18 protein-coding genes are annotated in these 21,443 nt (G+C 34.3%); 13 read left to right on the top strand and 5 right to left on the bottom strand.

Annotation, left to right across the window (positions count from 1 at the left end):
- Position 1 precedes the first annotated feature (1 nt).
- The 8 genes from FLV_RS17460 to FLV_RS17425 all read left to right on the top strand — a co-directional run bounded on the left by FLV_RS17460 (position 2) and on the right by FLV_RS17425 (position 6,902).
- Complete coding sequence (locus FLV_RS17460; protein WP_243235870.1) at positions 2–598, top strand: hypothetical protein; 597 nt, start codon at positions 2–4, stop codon at positions 596–598.
- On the top strand, positions 599–1,492 hold the full coding sequence (locus FLV_RS17455; protein ID WP_243235869.1) for a 3-hydroxyacyl-CoA dehydrogenase family protein: 894 nt from the start codon (positions 599–601) through the stop codon (positions 1,490–1,492).
- Between the two features lie 12 nt (positions 1,493–1,504).
- Positions 1,505–2,194 carry a YggS family pyridoxal phosphate-dependent enzyme gene (locus FLV_RS17450; protein WP_243235868.1) on the top strand — a complete coding sequence of 230 codons (690 nt, stop codon included), beginning with the start codon at positions 1,505–1,507 and terminating at the stop codon, positions 2,192–2,194.
- A 107-nt stretch (positions 2,195–2,301) separates the two neighbouring features.
- Positions 2,302–2,649: a four helix bundle protein gene (locus FLV_RS17445; protein ID WP_243235867.1), complete on the top strand. Its 348-nt coding sequence runs from the start codon at positions 2,302–2,304 to the stop codon at positions 2,647–2,649.
- Between the two features lie 126 nt (positions 2,650–2,775).
- Entirely contained in the window at positions 2,776–4,137 is a 1,362-nt protein-coding gene (locus FLV_RS17440) for an exonuclease domain-containing protein (RefSeq protein ID WP_243235866.1), read from the top strand.
- A gap of 30 nt (positions 4,138–4,167) precedes the next feature.
- Positions 4,168–5,004 carry an ion transporter gene (locus FLV_RS17435; RefSeq protein ID WP_243235865.1) on the top strand — a complete coding sequence of 279 codons (837 nt, stop codon included), beginning with the start codon at positions 4,168–4,170 and terminating at the stop codon, positions 5,002–5,004.
- 153 nt (positions 5,005–5,157) lie between these two features.
- Positions 5,158–6,078 carry a tRNA (adenosine(37)-N6)-dimethylallyltransferase MiaA gene (miaA, locus tag FLV_RS17430; RefSeq protein WP_243235864.1) on the top strand — a complete coding sequence of 307 codons (921 nt, stop codon included), beginning with the start codon at positions 5,158–5,160 and terminating at the stop codon, positions 6,076–6,078.
- A gap of 74 nt (positions 6,079–6,152) precedes the next feature.
- A complete protein-coding gene (locus tag FLV_RS17425) occupies positions 6,153–6,902 on the top strand; it encodes an acyl-[acyl-carrier-protein] thioesterase (protein WP_243235863.1) in 750 nt (249 codons plus the stop codon).
- A 117-nt stretch (positions 6,903–7,019) separates the two neighbouring features.
- On the opposite strand, the gene FLV_RS17420 is transcribed toward FLV_RS17425, so the two are convergent.
- Genes FLV_RS17420 through hutH form a run of 3 tightly spaced genes read right to left on the bottom strand, consistent with a single transcriptional unit; the run spans position 7,020 to position 10,601 of the window.
- Positions 7,020–8,360: an inorganic phosphate transporter gene (locus FLV_RS17420; RefSeq protein ID WP_243235862.1), complete on the bottom strand. Its 1,341-nt coding sequence runs from the start codon at positions 8,358–8,360 to the stop codon at positions 7,020–7,022.
- 33 nt (positions 8,361–8,393) lie between these two features.
- On the bottom strand, positions 8,394–9,038 hold the full coding sequence (locus FLV_RS17415) for a DUF47 domain-containing protein (protein WP_035627329.1): 645 nt from the start codon (positions 9,036–9,038) through the stop codon (positions 8,394–8,396).
- A 48-nt stretch (positions 9,039–9,086) separates the two neighbouring features.
- Positions 9,087–10,601, bottom strand: a complete 1,515-nt coding sequence (hutH, locus tag FLV_RS17410) for a histidine ammonia-lyase (RefSeq protein WP_243235861.1) — start codon at positions 10,599–10,601, stop codon at positions 9,087–9,089.
- Between the two features lie 547 nt (positions 10,602–11,148).
- Here hutH and thrA point away from each other — a divergent pair.
- From thrA to thrC, 3 genes are all read left to right on the top strand, one after another.
- Positions 11,149–13,596 (top strand): bifunctional aspartate kinase/homoserine dehydrogenase I, encoded by a 2,448-nt coding sequence (thrA, locus tag FLV_RS17405; protein ID WP_243235860.1) that lies wholly within the window; start codon positions 11,149–11,151, stop codon positions 13,594–13,596.
- Between the two features lie 148 nt (positions 13,597–13,744).
- On the top strand, positions 13,745–14,665 hold the full coding sequence (locus FLV_RS17400) for a homoserine kinase (RefSeq protein WP_243235859.1): 921 nt from the start codon (positions 13,745–13,747) through the stop codon (positions 14,663–14,665).
- 447 nt (positions 14,666–15,112) lie between these two features.
- Positions 15,113–16,402 (top strand): threonine synthase, encoded by a 1,290-nt coding sequence (thrC, locus tag FLV_RS17395; RefSeq protein WP_243235857.1) that lies wholly within the window; start codon positions 15,113–15,115, stop codon positions 16,400–16,402.
- Between the two features lie 93 nt (positions 16,403–16,495).
- Here the strand turns inward: thrC and FLV_RS17390 are convergent, their stop codons facing one another.
- Positions 16,496–18,202, bottom strand: a complete 1,707-nt coding sequence (locus FLV_RS17390) for a hypothetical protein (RefSeq protein ID WP_243235846.1) — start codon at positions 18,200–18,202, stop codon at positions 16,496–16,498.
- 186 nt (positions 18,203–18,388) lie between these two features.
- Positions 18,389–18,715, bottom strand: coding sequence for a helix-turn-helix domain-containing protein (locus tag FLV_RS17385; RefSeq protein ID WP_243235837.1), 327 nt, complete (start codon positions 18,713–18,715; stop codon positions 18,389–18,391).
- Between the two features lie 443 nt (positions 18,716–19,158).
- On the opposite strand from FLV_RS17385, the gene FLV_RS17380 reads away from it, so the two are divergent.
- The gene (locus FLV_RS17380) at positions 19,159–20,628 is read left to right on the top strand and encodes an FAD-binding oxidoreductase (protein WP_243235832.1); all 1,470 of its coding nucleotides are present in this window, start codon (positions 19,159–19,161) and stop codon (positions 20,626–20,628) included.
- A gap of 353 nt (positions 20,629–20,981) precedes the next feature.
- Positions 20,982–21,404 carry a hypothetical protein gene (locus FLV_RS17375; RefSeq protein WP_243235831.1) on the top strand — a complete coding sequence of 141 codons (423 nt, stop codon included), beginning with the start codon at positions 20,982–20,984 and terminating at the stop codon, positions 21,402–21,404.
- Positions 21,405–21,443: the final 39 nt, after the last annotated feature.

Raw genomic sequence — 21,443 nt, 5'->3', positions numbered from 1 at the left:
AATGAACAATAAACTAGAAATCAAATTTAAATATTCTAAACAATCTTTTGAGATATTAGACGAAGTTCTTTTTGTAAATTTAAATACTGCAAAGCATAAATTAAGTTATAATATTCCATTAGAAGACATAAAAAAATCAAAATACACCCAAAAAAACAGAGACGACAAATTCGCAATCGGTTTATATCTTTCGATTTTTCTAAATGTCTTATTAGCTTTAAGTCTAATAATTGTAACCAATAATGCTCCGCCATTATCATTGCCCGTTTTATACCTATGCCTAATTACTCCTTTTGTGATAATGATAAAAAATATTTCTGAGGGACATGACGAAGTACATTTAGAGGCAACCAAACATTTGTATTTCATTTATACTAAAAAAAATGCTTTGGAAGTCGATCATTTTATTGAAGCCATTTATCAGAAACAAACACAGTTTTACAGAAAAAAATATTTTTTAGTTGACCCTGTATTACCTTATAACATTCAATATGAAAGATATATTTGGCTTTATACCAATGACTATATCAATGACAATGAATATGAAATAATTAAAGATGATTTAGATAAATACTTCAATTTTAATCCTAATATATAAATGAAAACGATAGCTGTAATTGGTGCAGGAACAATGGGTAACGGAATTGCTCATACTTTTGCGCAAAGCGGTTTTACCGTAAAACTAATTGATGTTTCTGAAAAATCATTAGATAAAGGAATAGCAACTATTGCTGCTAATCTGGAACGAATGTTAGCTAAAGGTACCATTTCACAGGAAGATGTTGCCAGAACTATTACCAATATCATTACCTATACAGATCTAAAAGACGGCGTTGTTGGAGTTGATTTGGTAGTCGAAGCAGCAACAGAAAATGTAGAGTTGAAACTGAATATTTTCAAACAGTTAAACGAATATTGTTCCCATAATACAATTCTAGCAACGAACACTTCTTCTATTTCAATCACGCAAATCGGTGCTGTCGTTGCACATCCGGAACGTGTTATCGGAATGCATTTTATGAATCCGGTACCGATTATGAAACTGGTCGAAATCATTCGCGGGTACAATACCAGCGATGAAGTCACCAAAATCATCATGAATTTATCTGAAAAACTGGGTAAAGTTCCGGTTGAAGTAAACGATTATCCGGGTTTTGTAGCCAATAGAATTTTAATGCCTATGCTAAACGAGGCAATTGAAACGTTATACAACAAAGTAGCCGGAGTTTATGAAATCGATACTGTAATGAAATTAGGAATGGGACATCCAATGGGACCACTTCAATTAGCTGATTTTATTGGTCTTGACGTTTGTCTTGCCATTTTAAATGTTATGTACGACGGATTTAAAAACCCGAAATACGCTCCTTGCCCATTATTAGTGAATATGGTTAGAGCCGGGAAACTGGGTGTAAAATCCGGAGAAGGTTTTTATGATTACAGCGAAAGTAAAAAGGCTGAGAAGATCTCGAAGCAGTTTATTCTTTCATAAAAAAGAATTATCATGTCAATAGCATCAAATTTAAATACAATCAAAGAAAGTTTACCTGAGCACGTAACCCTGGTTGCTGTTTCTAAAACCAAACCTGTTTCAGATTTGATGCAGGCTTACGAAGCCGGCCAGCGCATTTTTGGAGAAAACAAAATTCAGGAAATGGCAGATAAATATGAACAAATGCCAAAAGACATTCAATGGCACATGATTGGTCATGTTCAGTCAAATAAGGTGAAATTTATGGCGCCGTTTGTCAGTTTGATTCATGGGGTTGACAGTTTGAAATTATTACAGGAAATCAACAAACAGGCGTTAAAAAACAATCGGGTTATTGATTGCCTGCTTCAGATATATATTGCCGAAGAAGAAACAAAATTTGGTCTGGACAAAAAAGAACTGACCGCCTTATTGTCTTCTTCTGAATTTAAAGAAATGAAAAATATTCGTATCTTAGGATTGATGGGAATGGCAACTTTTACAGAAAACCAAAATCAAATCAAAAAAGAATTTCTGCATTTAAAATCAATTTTTGATTCGCTTCAAAACAAAGATGCACAATGCCGGGATACACAGCAATGTATTTCTACAGCAGCGCATTTTTCAACGATTTCAATGGGAATGTCCGGCGATTACCAACTTGCCATTGAATGCGGAAGCACAATGGTCAGGATTGGAAGCAGTATTTTTGGAGGAAGATGATTTTTCAATATCAATTGCAATATCAAAAATCAATGACAATGGCAATATCAAAAATCAATGACAATGGCAATATCAAAAGTCAATGGCAATGCAATTTTAAATTTTAAATGGAAAAAATATTCAATTTTGAAGATAGACTAGTTCGTTTTGCCGGAGAATGTATTTTCTTTACGAGACAGCTTGAAAAACTATTTGAAAATGAATATTATAAAAACCAGTTAATCAGATCATCCGGAAGTGCTTCTTTAAATTTTGGAGAAGCCCAGGGAACCATAACAGATAAAGATTTTATTTTTAAAGTTTCCTTAGTTGTAAAAGAGTTAAAAGAATCCAGAAATTCTTTAAAAATATTAGATTATATAAAAGAAGGTGATAACGACAAAAGAAATAAACTTCTAACAGAAGTAGAACAACTTATTGCAATTTCATCAAAAATGATAATAAATAAAAAGTAATTTTTTCAATAACAATAACAATGGCAATGACAATTTCAATAAAGAATTTCAATTTTAAGACATTGATTTTTGACATTGCAATTGATATTGATTTTTGATATTGCCATTGATTTTTGACATTTGAAAATGTACGCAATACTAGACATAGAAACCACCGGAGGACAATTCAATGAAGAAGGAATTACCGAAATCGCCATCTATAAATTTGATGGACACGAAGTCGTTGATCAATTCATCAGCCTTGTCAATCCCGAGATTCCGATTCAGCCTTTTGTGGCTAAATTAACCGGAATCAACAATGCTATGCTGGAGTCTGCTCCTAAGTTTTTTGAAGTTGCCAAACGAATTATCGAAATCACTTCTGATTGTATTATTGTAGCACACAATGCCTCTTTTGACTATAGAATCCTGCGTACCGAATTCAGACGTTTAGGTTATAACTTCGAATCTAAAACACTTTGTACCGTCGAACTTGCCAAAAGATTAATTCCGGAACAGCCTTCTTACAGTTTAGGAAAATTAGTCCGTTCACTCGGGATTCCAATAGCCGACAGACATCGTGCAAGCGGAGATGCTATTGCCACAACCAAGTTATTCAAAATATTACTCGAAAAAGACCTGGAAAAAACCATCGTCAAAGATTTTGTAAAATTCGAAATTGAAAAGGGAATTTCTCCAAAACTTCAGGATATTGTAAGTCAAATGCCTTCTAAAACCGGAGTTTATTACATTCATAACGAAGGAGGAACTTTAATTTACATTGGCAAAAGCCAGAACATCAAAAAAAGAGTCAATCAGCATTTTACAGGAATTACGACCAAAAGCAAAAAAATACAGGCAGAAGTTTTTACCATCACCTATGAAGAAACCGGAAGCGAGTTGATTGCACTATTAAAAGAAAGTGAAGAAATTAAAATAAACCGCCCAAGATATAACCGTTCACAACGCAAAACGATTTTTCAATATGCCTTATATGCAGAGAAAGACACTAATGGTTACATCAACCTAAAACTTGAAAAAGCAGACGGGCGCAAAAAAGAAATCACTTCGTTTGCTACTTTACAGGAAGGCAAAAATGCACTTTTCAAATTCACGGCAAAGTATCATTTGTGCCAAAAATTAAATGGTTTATATCAGACCAAAAAAGAGTGTTTTCAGTACAAAATCAAAGAATGCGACGGGGCTTGTCTTGGCGAAGTAACGCCTGAAATTTACAATTTAAGGGTACAGCAGTTTATTTCTGAAAACAGTTTCGAAAACAAAAGTATGATTTTGCTCGACAGAGGCCGAAACGTAAGCGAAAGAAGTGCTATTTTAATCGAAAACGGCATCTACAAAGGCTATGCCTATTATGATTTAAATTATCAGATTACCAATATCGAAATCCTGAAGAAAATCCTGATTCCGATGCAGCACAATCGTGACGTAAAAAACATCATTCAGAATTACATCCGAAAAAGCAAATCATTAAAAACACTTCATTTTTAGTAAAACAAAACTTTCATTATCTTTAAGGATATGAAAAACAAAAAATCACAATACGAAATCTTCAGGGAAAAAGTCAAAATCGTTCTTTATGGCACCAATACCATTTTAGGCCGAATGTTCGATTTGGTTCTTTTAGGTTTGATTTTATTAAGCGTTTTATTGATAATGCTCGACACTGTTCAGGGCATCAGTTCCAAATATCATTATCAGTTATGGATATGCGAATGGATAATCACCGCATTTTTTACAATTGAATATGCCTTAAGGATTATTTCCATTCAAAAACCTATAAAATATATTTTCAGTTTTTACGGAATCATCGATTTACTCGCCGTTTTACCCATGTACTTATCGATATTTTTCCCCGGTGCAAGCATTTTATCAATCGTAAGAGCTCTGCGCTTCCTACGATTATTCAAAATTCTCCAGCTCCCTCAAATTTCACATCAGTCATTTCAGTTGAAAGAAGCGATTGACGCCAGCAAGGAAAAGATTCTGGTTTTTATCTATTTTGTCCTTATCAGCACAGTAATAATTGGTACCATAATGTATCTTGTCGAAGGAAAAGATTCCGGATTTACGAGTATCCCAATGGGGATCTACTGGACAATTGTAACACTGACAACCGTGGGTTACGGAGATATTTCTCCTCAAACTCCATTAGGACAGTTTATAGCGGCGCTGGTCATGATTTTGGGTTACGGAATCATAGCCGTTCCAACCGGAATCGTAACAGCCGAATTTGCTAAAAAAAGTCTCCGAAACAATACCGTTTCTACAAAAACCACCTGTCAGATCTGCGGTTCACAGCTTCATTTTGACAATGCTAAATTCTGTCACGAGTGCGGAACCGAATTACATCATTAATTTATGAAGCTATTCCGGCTGTACATTGCAACTCCTCCTTATCTTTGTTGTTTTTTAAGTCATAAAAGCAGCTTCTAAAGTCGCTTCTTTTACGCCAAAAAAACTAACAAATATAAGTCCGGGGTTTCCATTTCCATCCGGGCTAAAAAATATATGAAACACCTAATTACCATTGTCGGACCAACAGCCATAGGCAAAACAGCTTTAAGCATTGCATTGGCAAAACATTTTAATTGCGAAATAATATCCTGCGATAGTCGTCAGTTTTTTAAAGAAATGACCATCGGTACAGCCGTTCCAAATCAGGAAGAATTACAATCCGCAACGCATCATTTTATTCAGAACAAATCGATTTTCGAAAACTATACCGTTGGTGATTACGAAAAAGAAGCTTTAGCAAAAATCGAAGAATTATTTCAAAATAATGATTTCGTGATTCTGATAGGAGGTTCCGGATTGTATGTCGATGCTGTATTAAAAGGTTTTGACGAATTTCCCGAAATCAATCCCGAAGTACGTTTAGAAGTCAATTCAAACTATGAAAAAATCGGAATCGAATATCTTCAGGAACAATTAAAAACTTTAGACCCGGAATACTTTCAGAAAATTAATTTAGAAAACCCTCAGACTTTACAAAATCCACAGCGAATGATGCGATTTACAGAAGTCTGCATCGGAACAGGAAAACCGTATTCATCGTTTCTTAATCAAAAGAAAAACAACAGAAACTTCTCTCCCATCTTAATTGGTTTAGAAGCCGACAGAGAAATAATTTATAACCGAATCAACCAGCGTGTGGATATTATGATGAACGAAGGTTTATTTGAAGAAGCAAAAGCATTATATCCTAATAAAGCGTTAAATGCGCTTCAAACGGTCGGTTATAGAGAATTATTCAGTTATTTTGACGGAGAATTCACGTTGCCATTTGCCATTGAGGAAATCAAAAAAAATACGAGACGATTTTCGAAAAGGCAGTTAACGTGGTTCAAACGAAACGAACAGACCAAATGGTTTGATTATGCTACAGAGAGAAAAGAAATTATACATTATATTAACGAAATTGTAAAATAAAATCTTTTTTCTTTACTCTTTATTCTACTTTCAAAAAGATCTAAAATTCTAATAATCTAAGAAGTCTAAATTAAATGCCAATATCACCAAACTTCACATCCATTCTAAGCAAAGACTGGGAAATCAATTTCACACAATGTACGCCAAACGGTTCTTTAAAATATACAGATCTCTGTAATATTTTACAATTGACAGCGGCGGCACATTCTGAAGTTGGCGGTATCAGTTTTTATGATATGCAGGCGTTTCATCAGGCATGGGTTTTAAGCCGAATGCGTGTTGAAATTACAGATTTGCCAAAATCCGGAGATATTGTAACCATAACCACCTGGATTAACAGCCTTGAAAATTCACGTTCTGTACGTGCGCTGGAAATGCATGTCAACGGAAAAAAGATTGTGGGCTGCGAAACCTATTGGGCAGTTTTTAACACACAATTACGCCGTCCGGAAGCTTTGGCATTACCTTATGAGCATTTTGAGTTATTTCCCGACAAAAGAGCCACAACAGAAGGCTTATCAAAAATCAATATCAATCACGAAAAAGAAGCGGTTTTTGAAAAAACAGTTTATTTATCGGATCTGGATATTGTAAACCATGTAAATAACGTAAAATATCTCGAATGGTGTCTGGACCATGTTAATCCAAAACGAATTCTGAAACAGGAAGTAAAAAGCTTTGAAATGAATTTCATGAAGGAACTATCCTTAAAAGACACTGTAATAATCCACGAAAGTGACATTGAAGATCACTCAGCTACTACTTTCAGCATTACAAAAGGAGAAAAAACCTGTTATGCCTTACAACTAAACTGGAAAAAATAATCCTTTTATAATCCATACAAAAAAACAAAAAGCTGATTTCAATTAAGAAACCAGCTTTTTCTATATATCTTAAAACGTGATTTACATCTCACATTTCACAAAAATCATTTTACTCATTTAGATAAAAACACTCAATACGAAGTAAATCAATCCTGCTAAAAGAGCCGAAATAGGTATCGTTAATACCCAAGCCCAGATTAGACTTACAGTTACACCCCATCTTACAGCAGATACACGTTTTGTTAATCCAACCCCGATGATAGACCCTGTAATCGTATGTGTTGTACTTACCGGAATTTTTAAATGTTCTGTAAAGTAAAGTGTCAAAGCACCGGCAGTTTCAGCGGCAACGCCTTCAAACGAACTTACTTTTGTAATTTTAGAACCCATTGTTTTTACAATTTTCCAGCCTCCACTCAAAGTTCCCGCAGCAATTGCAGAATAACATGCTAAAGGAATCCAGGGTGGCATATGTGAACTTCCGTCCTCTTGTGGTAAAATAACATCTAATCCCCACCAGCCTGTAGGCAACGAATTAAAATCAACGCCGCTTGTATTGATATAAACTGCCACAGCAGCCGCAATAATACCCATTACTTTTTGAGAATCATTCCCTCCATGTCCTAAACTGAATGCCGCTGAAGAAAGTAATTGCATTTTTTTCAAAGCTCCATCAGCCTGATGTAAACTTAAACTACTAAATATCAAGCAAAAAACACTAACAGTTAGTATAATAAAAGCTACTAAACACCATTTAATATTTTCTTTCTCAAAAATTACACTCCAAAAATGTGATTCAAATCGTGGTTTTTCAATCTCTGAAAAAGGAACCATTTGATTGTAAACAAACCAAACCGTTGCAATCATCAAACCTACAGTAAATACTTTAGGCCAAACGCTTTTTCGTGAGGCATTCAATAACCAAATTGATATTAAATAAGAAGCTAATGCTCCTAATAAAGGCGCTAACACAATAAAAGCAATAATAATAAGTACCCCCGAAGGCATTCCACCATCTTTTCCTGCTTTGTACCAGCTTACAATTTCATACCAGTAATGTGTTGTTCCATCTTCACCTACATAACCTGAAAAACCGTGAACTGCAATCGCATGGGCAATAGCCGCTCCTGCGAAACCTCCAATCAAAGTATGCGATGAACTTGAAGGAATTCCTAACCACCAGGTCAATAAATTCCAACAGATTGCTGCAATAACACCGGCTAAAATTACTACGAGGTTAATTTCCATAGTGTGCGCTGTTTTAGCAACAGTATCGGCAACACCAAACCCAAAAACCCAATAAGCCAGAAAGTTAAAAAATGCTGCCCAAAGAACGGCCTGAAAAGGCGTCAGTACCTTTGTCGCAACAACAGTAGCAATAGCATTTGCCGCATCATGAAAACCATTGATGTAATCAAAAATTAAAGCTAATACTATAATAATTATAAGTATAGTCATAAAATTATAACTTCAGAATGAAATAAATTGAATTTAAGAATGTTTTACAGAAATAGATTCCAGTATGTTCGCCACACTCTTACATTTATCTGTCGCTGATTCTAAGACTGATAACACCTCTTTGTATTTGATGATATTCTTAGCATCTGTTTCGTTTTCAAAAATTTCAAAAACGGCTTTATTGTAAACATTATCAGACTTGTTTTCCAATTTATTAATTCTGGCACAAGCATCTTTAATGACCTTGAAATTCTTTAAATTTCTCAACTCTTTTACTGCACTGTCAATGTTTTGACAAGCCTCAAGATTGATTTCAGTCATTTTTCTGATAGATTTGGTAATTTTATCTACCTGATATAATTTCATTCTGCTTGCTGCACCGTGTAGATAATCTGCAACGTTGTCAATAGAAGTAATTAAAGTATGAATATCCTCTCTGTCAAACGGAGTAATGAAGTTTCTGCTCAACTCAAGATTGGTCTGGCGAGTAATGTCTTCTCCTTTTTGCTCTAATTCATCAATTTTTTGAAAAAGAACTTCTCTTTCTTTTAATGGAAGGTTTACAGCTTCGTGTAAGTTAGAAGCTAATTCAATTAAATTGCTTGAAGCTTCTTCAAAAAGTGGAAAGAATTTCTTGTCTTTCGGCACTAAAAATTGGAAAATACTGTTTATAGACATTTTTATATTTTTGATAGTGCAAAATTACTTCAATATTATTTTTCTATGTTAAGCCATTGTTAACAAATCGTTTTCTATTTGGAAACTATTTAAGAATGAAACGGTTTTCTCAATATCATAATGCAAAATTCTGTCTTCTTTCACCAAAGGCACTATTTCTCTATAACTGCTTAAAAACATTTCAATAAAATCACTTGATTTCAAAGGCGCTCTGTATGCAATTGCCTGCGAAGCATTCAATAATTCAATTGCCAAAATACGCTCTAAATTATCCATAACCTTTAAGGCCTTTGTTGCCCCGTTTGCCCCCATACTTACATGATCTTCCTGCCCGTTGCTCGAAACAATACTATCTACACTTGATGGTGTTGCCAATTGTTTATTCTGACTGGCAATACTTGCCGCTGTGTATTGCGGAATCATAAATCCTGAATTCAGTCCCGGGTTATCCACCAAAAATGCCGGAAGATTTCGCAAACCTGAAATTAACTGATACGTTCTTCTTTCAGAAATACTTCCTAATTCGGCCAAAGCAATTGCCATAAAATCCAACGCTAAAGCTAATGGCTGTCCGTGGAAATTTCCACCTGAAATAATCTGGTCGGATTCAATAAATATATTTGGATTATCAGTAACCGAGTTAATTTCTGTTTTGAATACTTTTCGAACATAATCAATTGCATCTTTTGAAGCACCGTGAACCTGAGGCATACAACGGAAAGAATACGGATCCTGAACGTGTTTTTTTTCCTGAGCGATAATTTCGCTACCATCTAAAAACTCATTTATACGCTGAGCCGTCACAATCTGACCTTTGTGAGGACGTATAAAATGTATCAGCTCATTAAAAGGCTCAATTCTTCCATCAAAAGCTTCTAATGAAATTGTTCCGATCAAATCAGCCAAATAAGAATATTTATACGCTTTTATCAAAATATATACCCCATAAGCAGCCATAAACTGCGTACCGTTTAACAATGCCAAACCTTCTTTTGACTGTAAAATAATCGGTTCCCAGTTAAAATGTTTTAAAACTTCTGCTGAAGCCATTCTTCTACCTTCAAAAAACACCTCTCCTTCTCCTAACAAAGGCAGAGACAAATGCGCTAATGGCGCTAAATCTCCGGAAGCACCAAGAGAACCCTGAGTATATATAACAGGTAAAACATCATTATTATAAAAATCAACCAAACGATTTAAAGTCTGTAACTGAATTCCGGAATGACCATAGCTCAAAGACTGGATTTTAAGCAACAGCATCAATTTTACAATCTCAGCCGGCACTTCTTCTCCTGTTCCGCAAGCATGAGATTTTACCAGATTTTCTTGTAGTTTAGATAAATTTTCATTCGAAATTTTCACATTACAAAGTGATCCAAATCCTGTATTAATACCATAAATAGGCTCAGAATGGGAAGCCATTTTTTTATCCAGATAATCACGACATTTCTGAACATTTACTTTTGCTTCTTCAGATAATTCTAATGCTTTATCGTTCCCTAAAATCTCTTGTAACGTTTGTAAAGTTAAAGTTTCAGTACTTATATAATGGATTTCCCTCATGATGGTTTCAAATTAAAACGTCAAAATTCAACAAATCAACATTAAAAAGCAACAATTTATCACAATAATTAAAATTTCTAATCAAGTAATTTTTAAAATTATTTATTTCACAATCCTAACTTAGAAATACAAATACCGCTTTTAGTGCAAATCCAGTTAAAAACAAATTCTTAGATCAAATGAATTTTAATCTTAAATATATCAAAAACCCAACTTAGAGCGTGTAATTTTAACAAATACTCAATATTGATTTTTTATCATTTGTTTTATTAAAATATTCGCAAAAAAACAATTTAGCTTTTTAACTTTTATAAAAAACTGTACTTTTGAAAAATCAAAAATGAAACGTAACAGCACAAAATATCAATCTACAATGACAACTCAATCAGAAGTTGCAATTGCTGCTACCATTATTTCTACTACAACAACTACAACCCCTTAGGGGTATACATTTTTACATATAATCCTGTTTATCTATACTTTTTTCCTGAAAGAAGAAAGACTTTGGATACATAAAAATATTTGCATAAAAGAAAAAAACATCAAAATGAAAGTATTAAAATTTGGCGGAACTTCGGTTGCCAATGCACAAAATATAAAACTCGTTCTCGAAATTATTAAACAAAACGCTGAAAAAGACAAACTCGTTGTTGTTGTTTCTGCATTAAGCAAAGTAACCGATTTATTACATCTTGCGGCGGCAAAAGCAGCAGAAAATGACGAAAGTTTTAGAGATATCGTTGCTGAAATCGAGAAAAAACACCTTGAAACCTTAAAAGAACTTATTCCGGTTAGCGAACAAAGTAGCCTGTTGAGCCACGTAAAAAGAATCATCAATCATTTAGAAACTTTACTGGACGGCTGTTTCCTTTTGGGTGAATTATCTCCAAGAACTGCAGATACTATTTTGAGTTTTGGCGAATTGCTTTCTTCCTATATTATTGCTCAGGCTTATCAGCAAATTAATAAAGATGCTGTTTATAAAGACAGTCGTGAGTTAATTAAAACGAATAATGACTTTAGCAAAGCGGTTGTAAACTTTGAAATTTCAAACGTTTTGATTCAGGAATATTTCGCAGAAAACCAATCGAACATTAATATTTTGCCTGGCTTTATTGCCCAGACTCTTGATGGCATCACATCAACTTTAGGCCGTGGCGGTTCAGACTACACTGCCGCTATCATTGCAGGAGCAATGAATGCTGAACAACTTGAAATCTGGACAGATGTAAACGGAATGTTTACTGCAAACCCTAAAATTGTAAAACAGGCACAGCCAATTGCTGCAATTTCGTATCAGGAAGCTATGGAATTGTCGCATTTTGGAGCAAAAGTTTTATATCCGCCAACAATTCAGCCAGTTTTAAGAAAAAACATTCCAATTTTAATCAAAAATACATTTGAACCGGAAGCTGAAGGTACTTTAATCACAAATCAGGCGCCTTCAAATGGAGCAGCTGTAAGAGGAATCAGCCATATTGATCATATTTCGTTACTGACACTTGAAGGTCCGGGAATGATTGGAGTTTCAGGCTCATCAAAACGTTTATTTGAGGTTTTGTCCCACGAAAAAATCAATGTTATTTTTATTACTCAGGCCTCTTCTGAGCACTCCATCTGTATTGGAATCTTAAATTCGGATGCTGAAAATGCTGAAGAAGCCATCAATAAAGCTTTTGAAGTGGAGATTTTACAAAACAAAATCGATCCTTGTATTGTAGAAAAAGACCTTTGCATTATTGCTTTGGTAGGCGAAAACATGAAAAACCATCAGGGTCTGAGTGGAAGAATGTTCAGCACTTTAGGAAAAAATAACGTAAATATCCGTGCTATTGCTCAGGGAGCTTCTGAAAGAAATATTTCAGCAGTAATCAACGAAAGAGATGTTAAGAAAGCTTTAAATACTTTACACGAAAACTTCTTTGAAGAAAACACCAAACAGCTGAATTTATTCGTAATGGGTGTTGGAAATGTGGGTGAGAAATTCATCGAGCAGATTCACAGCCAGAAGAAATTCTTAAAAGACGTTCTAAAAATCAATGTTCGTGTGATTGCTCTGTCAAACTCCAGAAAAATGTTTTTTGATGAAGACGGAATTTCTCTAAAAGACTGGCAGTCGACTTTGGATAAAGGAGAAACTGCAATTCCTACAGAATTCATCGCCCGTGCAAAAGAACTGAATTTAAGAAACAGCATTTTCGTAGACATTACGGCAAATGCAAGCGTTTCTGAAATGTATGAAAAGTTCCTAAAAGAAAGTATTGCGGTTGTAACTTGTAACAAAATTGCCTGTTCATCTGCTTACGACAACTATAAAAAACTAAAAAGCTTATCTCGCCAGTATAACGCTCCGTTTTTATTTGAAACGAATGTGGGTGCGGGATTGCCGATTATCGATACAGTTAAAAACTTAATCGCTTCAGGTGATAAAGTGCATAAAATTCAGGCCGTGTTATCCGGAAGTCTAAACTTTATTTTCAATAATTTTGATGAGAATAATTCTTTTCATGATGTTGTGAAAGAAGCCGGGGTTCAGGGATTCACAGAACCGGATCCTAAAATCGACTTAAGCGGAATCGACGTAGCGCGTAAAATCCTGATTCTAATTCGCGAAAGCGGTTACGAAATGGATATTGACGCTATTGCAAATGAATCGTTTTTACCAGCTGAATGCTTAGCAACAACAAACAACGAAGATTTCTTTGCATCGTTAATCAAACATTCTCAGCATTTTGAAAACATTTACAAAGAAGCTTTAGCTAAAGATTCAAGACTAAAATACGTAGCACAGTTCGAAAACGGAAAAGCAAGCGTAGGTCTTCTGTTCATTCCAAAAGATCATCCTTTCTATAATTTGGAAGGAAAAGACAATATCGTGCTTTTCTACACAGATCGTTACGTAGACCAGCCTTTATTGATCAAAGGAGCAGGTGCCGGTGCAGCCGTAACTGCTTCAGGGATTTTTGCGGATGTCATTCGAATAGGTAATATATAAAGGTGCTAAGGTTCTAAGTTGCTAAGATTCTGAGGCTTTTTCCTTAAATCTTTCATTTAGAACCTTAGTTCATTAGAAACAAAAAATAAACAGTTGCAAAGAAAAACTTAGAACCTTAGCATCTTAGCAACTCAGAACCTTTTAAAAAATGGAAATAAAATTATTCTGTCCCGCTACAATTGCCAACCTCTCATGCGGATTCGATGTGCTTGGACTTTGCTTAGACAATGCGGGCGATGAAATGATTGTTCGAAAATCAGATCAGAAAGGTGTTCGGATTACTAAAATTGTGGGTGCCGATTTGCCTCTTGAAACCGAGAAAAACGTTTCGGGTGTTGCTGCTTTGGCAATGTTAGCAACTTTGGACGAACTGGATTTTGGATTTGAAATCGAAATTTATAAAAATATCAAAGCCGGAAGCGGAATTGGAAGCAGTGCTGCAAGTTCTGCCGGAGCGGTTTTCGGAATTAATGAATTATTAGGAAGACCTTATTCCCGTAAAGATTTGGTTCAGTTTGCCATGCAGGGCGAAAAATTAGCCAGCGGAAACGCGCATGCTGACAACGTTGCCCCTGCCCTTTTAGGCGGATTTACTTTGGTAAGAAGCTACGCTCCGCTTGATATTATCAGAATTGACAGTCCTGAAGAATTATACGCAACGGTGGTTCACCCACAGATTGAATTGAAAACTTCCGACGCACGTTCGGTTTTAAAACAAAACGTTTCCCTAAAAAGTGCCATTATGCAATGGGGAAATGTGGGCGGATTGGTTGCAGGTCTTTACACCAAAGATTACGAATTGATTGGAAGATCGCTTCATGACGAAATCGTAGAGCCTTTACGAAGTGTTTTGATTCCGGGATTTGATTTAATCAAACAAACTGCTTACGAAAACGGTGCTTTAGGTTCCGGAATTTCAGGTTCAGGTCCGTCGATTTTTGCTTTAAGCCGAGGGAAAGAAACCGCAGATCAAATCGCCAAAGCCATGAGCGAGGTTTACGAAAAGATGAATTTGCCGTATGAAATTCATGTATCGAAGATTAATCCGGATGGTGTAAGGATTTTGTAAAATGTGAGATGTGAATTGCGAAATGTATTAAGTACAAAGAATTAAGTATTAAGAGTTATACGAGGCGTTTGTCAGGCTGATCGGAGTCGAAGCCCACGCAAAGTGAGACACAAATCATAGCACGTCTAGTTTGTCATTTCGACTAAAAGGAGACCCGAGCGATAGCGAATAGGCGAAGCAAATCACACTAGTTTGTCGACAAAGATTGGCGAATTTCTATACGGAGTTTCGAGTGTGATTTCTCGTTCCTCGAAATGACAAACTTTGAGGATTTACATTATGTCTATACGTTGCGGGGCTTCGACTCCGCTCAGCCTGACAGAACTAACACATAATTGAAAACATAATTTATTGAAATAAAAAATATCACCACAAAGCTTTGCGTTCTCTGCGTTTTCAAAAGAACCCAATTCCTTGCGCTCTTTGCGGTTAAATAAAAACAACACAATGAAATACTACAGTTTAAACCATAATGCCCCAAAAGTTTCTTTTCAGGAAGCTGTAATACAAGGATTAGCGAGTGATAAAGGATTATATTTCCCTGAAAATATTACCGCTTTAGATCCTTCATTTTTTGATACAATCGAAAGTTTAAGCCACGAAGAAATTGCTTTTGAAGCGATCAAACAATTCGTTGGTGATGAAATCCCGGCAGAAAAACTAAAAGAAATCATTGCTGATACTTTAGTTTTTGATTTTCCGGTGGTGAAAGTTGAAAACGGAATCTATTCGTTAGAATTATTCCACGGGCCGACAATGGCGTTTAAAGACGTTGGAGCGCGATTTATGTCACGCTGTCTTGGCTATTTCAACAAAGACAAAAAAGACGCTAAAAACACCGTTTTAGTAGCGACTTCAGGAGATACAGGCGGAGCCGTTGCCAGTGGATTTTTAGGCGTTGACGGGGTTGATGTTGTTATTTTATATCCGTCAGGAAAAGTGAGCGATATTCAGGAAAAACAATTGACTACTTTAGGGCAGAACATTAAAGCACTTGAAGTTGACGGCGTTTTTGACGATTGTCAGGATATGGTGAAAAAAGCGTTTTTAGATGAAACTTTAGCGCATAAAAACCTGACCTCAGCGAATTCGATTAATATTTCGCGCTGGTTACCGCAAATGTTTTATTTCTTCTTTGCTTACAAAGCGTTGAAAAACCAAAACAAACCATTAGTTTTCTCTTGCCCAAGCGGAAACTTCGGAAATATCTGCGCCGGAATTATGGCAAAGAAATTAGGTCTGCCAATTGAACATTTTGTAGCGTCTACAAACGTAAACGATACCGTACCAAGATTCTTAGAAAACGGAAAATACGATCCGAAACCTTCTAAAGCCACCATCTCTAACGCAATGGACGTTGGAAACCCAAGCAACTTTATCAGGATTCAGGAATTGTACAATAATGACTTGAAGGCTTTTGAAAAAGACTTTTCTTCTTATAGTTATACTGATGAAGAAACACTTGAAGCTCTAAAGAAAATTTATAACACAGATGGTTACATCGCAGAACCTCACGGCGCTGTTGGTTATTTAGGTTTGAAAAAAGAGCTTGAAAAATATCCTAACGCCATTGGTATTTTCTTAGAAACGGCGCATCCTATTAAATTCTTAGATGTTGTTGAACCTGCTTTAGGAATTACACTTCCTATTCCTGCTCAAATTGAGAGTGTTATTAATGAGGAGAAAGTTAGTGTGAAGATTGGGACTTATGAAGAGTTGAAGGCTTTCTTGGGGTAATTTTTTCTGAAAATCTCATTAAAAAAATGATATAAATTAACTAATATCTAAAACATTGAAGGCTTGTTTTAAAGCCTTTAATGTTTTAATAAATTAAAATTTAATATAAACGTTAGACATTTTATTTACAAAAATATCCCCCTTTACACCTACTTCTCCTTCATATACTTCATCAACACTTTTGTCATTCAATTTTAATTCAACAATCGTTAATTTTTCAAATCTCCCATTTTTTTCAATAAATAAAATATCCCCTATTTTCAAAGTTATTTTATCTAATTTCAATATAAACACCAAGCCTTTAAGATATACCTCTTCAATTTTTGATATTAATTTAAGATTTTGAGGCGTAAATGAAATCAACCCATAATTATAAAATCTCTCTCTAGCTTCTTCTTTAGTTATAACTTCTTTTTCAACATCATAAAACAAATTAAATAAATCCCAAGTCGTTAACAATCCTCTTTCATCACTTATGGCGTGAGCAATTTGTTCATTGTTAAAAGGTGGGTTTTCTCTTTTCAATGGAGGTAGATATCTTTGATGATTTACAATATAAAGACCAAAGACGTCAAAAGCATCTCTTTGTTTTGCTCTTCTATATTTAATTTTTGAAATTTGACTACACTCCGAATCTTTTGAGGTTCCTCCAATCCCTTTAACTTCTATAACCAACAATCCTTTACTAGTTTCAATCTGTATATCTTCTTCTTTTATTGTAGTGACTTGCGTATCCATATCAACAACATTTATAAAACCAAGCCATTCCAAAAATTTAATAACTGCATGAACTAAATTATCTCCGCTTTCTGTCAAAATACCATGCAAAAAATCATATTCAATCATATTTTTTGCAATTTCCGATTCTTTCGCTTTATGCCTTTTTTTAAATTCTTCTAAGATTATTTCTTTTTCTTCTAACAACTTTAGATGATTCGGCAAAGCATATTCTGTATCATTTGTCCATTTTTTAAGTGTTGAATCTGGAAATAACGCAGGTTGATATTCAGGAGCAATATTTTGAATAAATTCAATTAAAAAATTTGAATAATCAGACATTTTAGGAAACAAATACAAACTTGACTTTTCTTTAAAATTTACGAATGATATTATTTCATCATTAGTATTTCTTAAAAGCGGATAAAAGTTAGGATTCAAAACCCTCTCATCACCATCCCACATTGTTGGATGACTATAAATATTTTCATAAGAGAAATCAGAATTATATTTACTTAACAATTTAGCAAATTCTGTCCCTTCAGGAACAACCTTAGTAATAATACCATGTTTATTTTTTATAAAAGGAAACACCGGCATAAATTCATAGTTACCAACAGAAAACTTACTTTTAGAAATCGGCCTATCTCCATTTTCTTCAACCACATGATATTGATTTTCAAAAGCTTTCTCTTGAAAAACAATTAACATTGAATCCTTTTTAATTAATTCAATTATTTCATTAGACATTTTTTTTATAGCTAGTCCTCGAGGGTCAAAAATTGTTTGAGGATATTGACAAAGCATATACATATTATTGTTGCTTTTGTTCTCTGAACGAATATTCTCTTCTTTTGAATAAGAAATTATTTCCTCATTTGATAAGTCAACAATAACAATATCATATTCATGAAAATTTGGAGGTAAATCAAAGTTATTTAAGCAATACTTGCCTTCTTGCTTTTTATTTTGAGTATCAATAAGCTTTCCTAGACTACCTTTATAAACATCATATCCTTTTTCTACCAGTAATTGATTTGCTTTTTCAGTTAAGTTTAAAGATAATATTTGTGGTCTTTTCATGATTTAAAAATAGACATTAATAGATTTTTGATTTTAAACTAATTATAAAAATAAGAAAGAAAAAAGATATTTTTTACTGTTGGAAAAATTTAAAAATCAATTACAATTTTTATAAGCGAAACCAGAATAAAAAAAGAGATCTTATCAAGACCTCTTTCCAGAATTAAATATATGTTCAAAAAACGTTTATTTCCCGTTCAATAATTTCTCCAAATACTCAATTTTCTCTTTTTCAGCTTGCACCAAACGTTCGTAAAGTTCAACAACTTTATCTAAAGGATTAAAAGTACAATTATAATTAAGTCCGGCATTTACAATACCATTATCATGATAAGTATTACCAATAATATTTAAAACCGCTTCTTCCGAAAAGTTTTTAATTGCTTCAACAGAAACTTCAAGAGCTTTAGCTACTTCAATTAGTTTTTGTTCGTCTACAGTTTCGCTGTTTTCAATAGCAGAAACTGCCTGCTGACTTATTCCCAAAGCCTGTGCCAGTGCTTCCTGTTTCATATCTTTAAGCTCTCTTATACGGCTTATGTTTCCCCTGCTAGCGCGAGCGTCCCGCTCGTGAACGCAAAGAAATTCAAAACCAATTGGAACGTGCACGAGCGAGACGCTTGCGCTAGCAATAGAACAAAAAAGAGACCTCCACAAAAGGTCTCTTCAAAATTTAATATATTTTTAAAAAAAAGTTATTTCCGATTCAGCAACTTCCCCCGCTAGCGCGAGCGTCCCGCTCGTGAGCACAAAGAAATTCAAAACCAATTGGAACAGGTACGAGCGAGACGCTCGCACTAGCAACGATAAGAAATCGCTATTATAAAAATTTCAAGCCACAAAATTGTAAGATTTCGTTCTTATGGTTTATGGCTTTTGTACGAATATTTATATCGATGTATTTATTTTTTGAACATAAATCTTCTATATTTACAGTCTGCCATCACAATCAATACATGAAGAAAAAACAATTTTATCTTACCCTTCTTTTTATAACTGTAGTCTTTATATCTGTTCCTGTACTCCATGTATTAATGACCAAATGGAACGAAGCAGAGCTTACAAATGAAATTCCGAATGGTTATACAAATGATGCAAGTCAGCTTAATTTAACGAAGGTTGATACTATATTAAAGGTTCCTGAAGATAAAACTGAGATCATAAAACAACTTCAAAGCATTTTAAAATATGCTCAGGAAAAAAAACTTAAAATAGCCGTTGCCGGAGCACAACACAGTATGGGCGGGCATAGCATTTATCCTGACGGAATCGAGGTTAATATGCTCCCGTACAAACATATTGAATTAGATTCTAATACTAACATTCTGACGATTGGTTCAGGTGCATTATGGCAGGATGCTATTGAATATTTGGACAAACGCGGCAAATCAATTGCCGTAATGCAGGCTTTTAGTTCGTTCTCCATCGGCGGATCTATGAGCGTTAACGGTCACGGCTGGCAGAAGGACTCACCTCCTGTTTCGTCGAGTGTTATTTCTTTTACTTTGATGAATTATGAAGGCAAAATCATGAATTGCAGCAGAACCGAAAATCAGGAATTATTTAAATCGGTTATTGGCGGTTATGGCCTTTTCGGAATTATTTTGGATGTGAAACTTAAGGTTGTAAACAATACGGCTTTACGCTATAAATATGTCAAATTAAGTGCAGAAAATTATGTGGCAAATTATAAAAAATATGTTTCTCAAAATCCAAATGTCGAATTGGTTTTTGGAAGATTAAGAATTTCTGAGAAACACTTTTTAGAAGATGCAACATTAAACTTTTTTGAAAGAGTGGATGAAAAACCATTGCCTTTACAAAACTTACACGAGAAAGCTTCTGAAACCAAACGTTTGGTTTTTAGAGGAACTGTAAACAGTGAATATGGTAAAAGACTCCGCTGGGATTTAGAATCGGGAATGACGAAAGTTTTAAAAAATGAAACCTTCTCCAGAAATGAGCTACTAAACGATCATGTTTCGCTGATTGAAAACAAAGATCCGAATTCGACAGACATTTTACAGGAATATTTTATTCCGGAGCGAAACTTCAATCAATTCATTAAAGACATGAAACCTATATTAGAAAAGTCTGACATTGATTTGATTAACATTACGATTCGTGGTATCTATCAGGACAAAGACAGTTATATGAATTATGCCAAGGAAAATGTGTTTGGTTTTGTCTTTTTATTCAACCAGAAAAAAACAGCAGAACAGGAAAAACAAATGAAGGTCCTAACCAATGATTTGGTTGACATTACCATCAATAATAAAGGAACTTTTTATCTTCCGTATCGTTTACATATTGACAGGGAGAAAATGAGAAAAGTATATCCGCAGGCCGATGCCTTTTTTGAACTTAAAATGAAATATGACCCGAATGCGATTTTTAATAATAAGTTTTATCAGCACTATAAATAAACATATCCTGAAACGGCGAAATTAACATTAATGAATGAATTAGATCAAATCTTCTGCGAACGCAATGTCATTAAGTTAAGGATTTGTCAGTTTGAGTTGCGTAATAATTTGCGATAGAAAATTATTATGAAATATCGAGAACCAAAGTGTTTTAAGACTTCTCGATACAATTTTATGCATTAAAAGCTATCACATTAATGTATAAATCACTCGAAGTGAAGGATAAACCGATTAACTTAATGACATTGCACACTAACAACGAGTTGAAAGATTTCTTGGGGTAAAGTTTTCTTATTAAGTATTTATTTTTGGTAAAATTGAATAGTAAATTCTAATTAAATGAATAATATAAAATGAATTTCAGATTTACAAAATATGCTTTTACAAATGCTTTATGGACTTTGATTCCTATATTTCCAATTTTCAGTATTTTTCCATGTGTACTCTTAGCTTTGGGAATAGAAAAAATAACCCATAACTGCGAAATAAGCTATACAATTGTACTTTGGTTTTCTATTCTTTTTATCTTACTAACTAGCTTTTTATTTTTTAGAAAATTGGATTCTTTTTTACTGAATGAAAAAACAATTCGGCAAAAATTCATGTCATTAAATTTTACCTTATACATTTTATTAAACACAGTGATATACATAATTATGCTTGGTGTAAATGTGGCATGCCACGGAGATGGACAAACTGCTTTAATGACAATTGTTTCCGGACCAATTTCAAGTCTACTCTTAATTGTATTCGGATTTTTTATTGATTTGAGATAAATAGAAATCTGGTTTTACCGCTAAGAGTTACGCAAAAGG

The sequence above is a fragment of the Flavobacterium pectinovorum genome, assembly GCF_022802975.1.
Lineage (GTDB): Bacteria > Bacteroidota > Bacteroidia > Flavobacteriales > Flavobacteriaceae > Flavobacterium > Flavobacterium pectinovorum_B.
The sequence above is the reverse complement of the archived record's forward strand: the minus strand, read 5'-3'. Positions and strand labels throughout refer to the sequence as shown.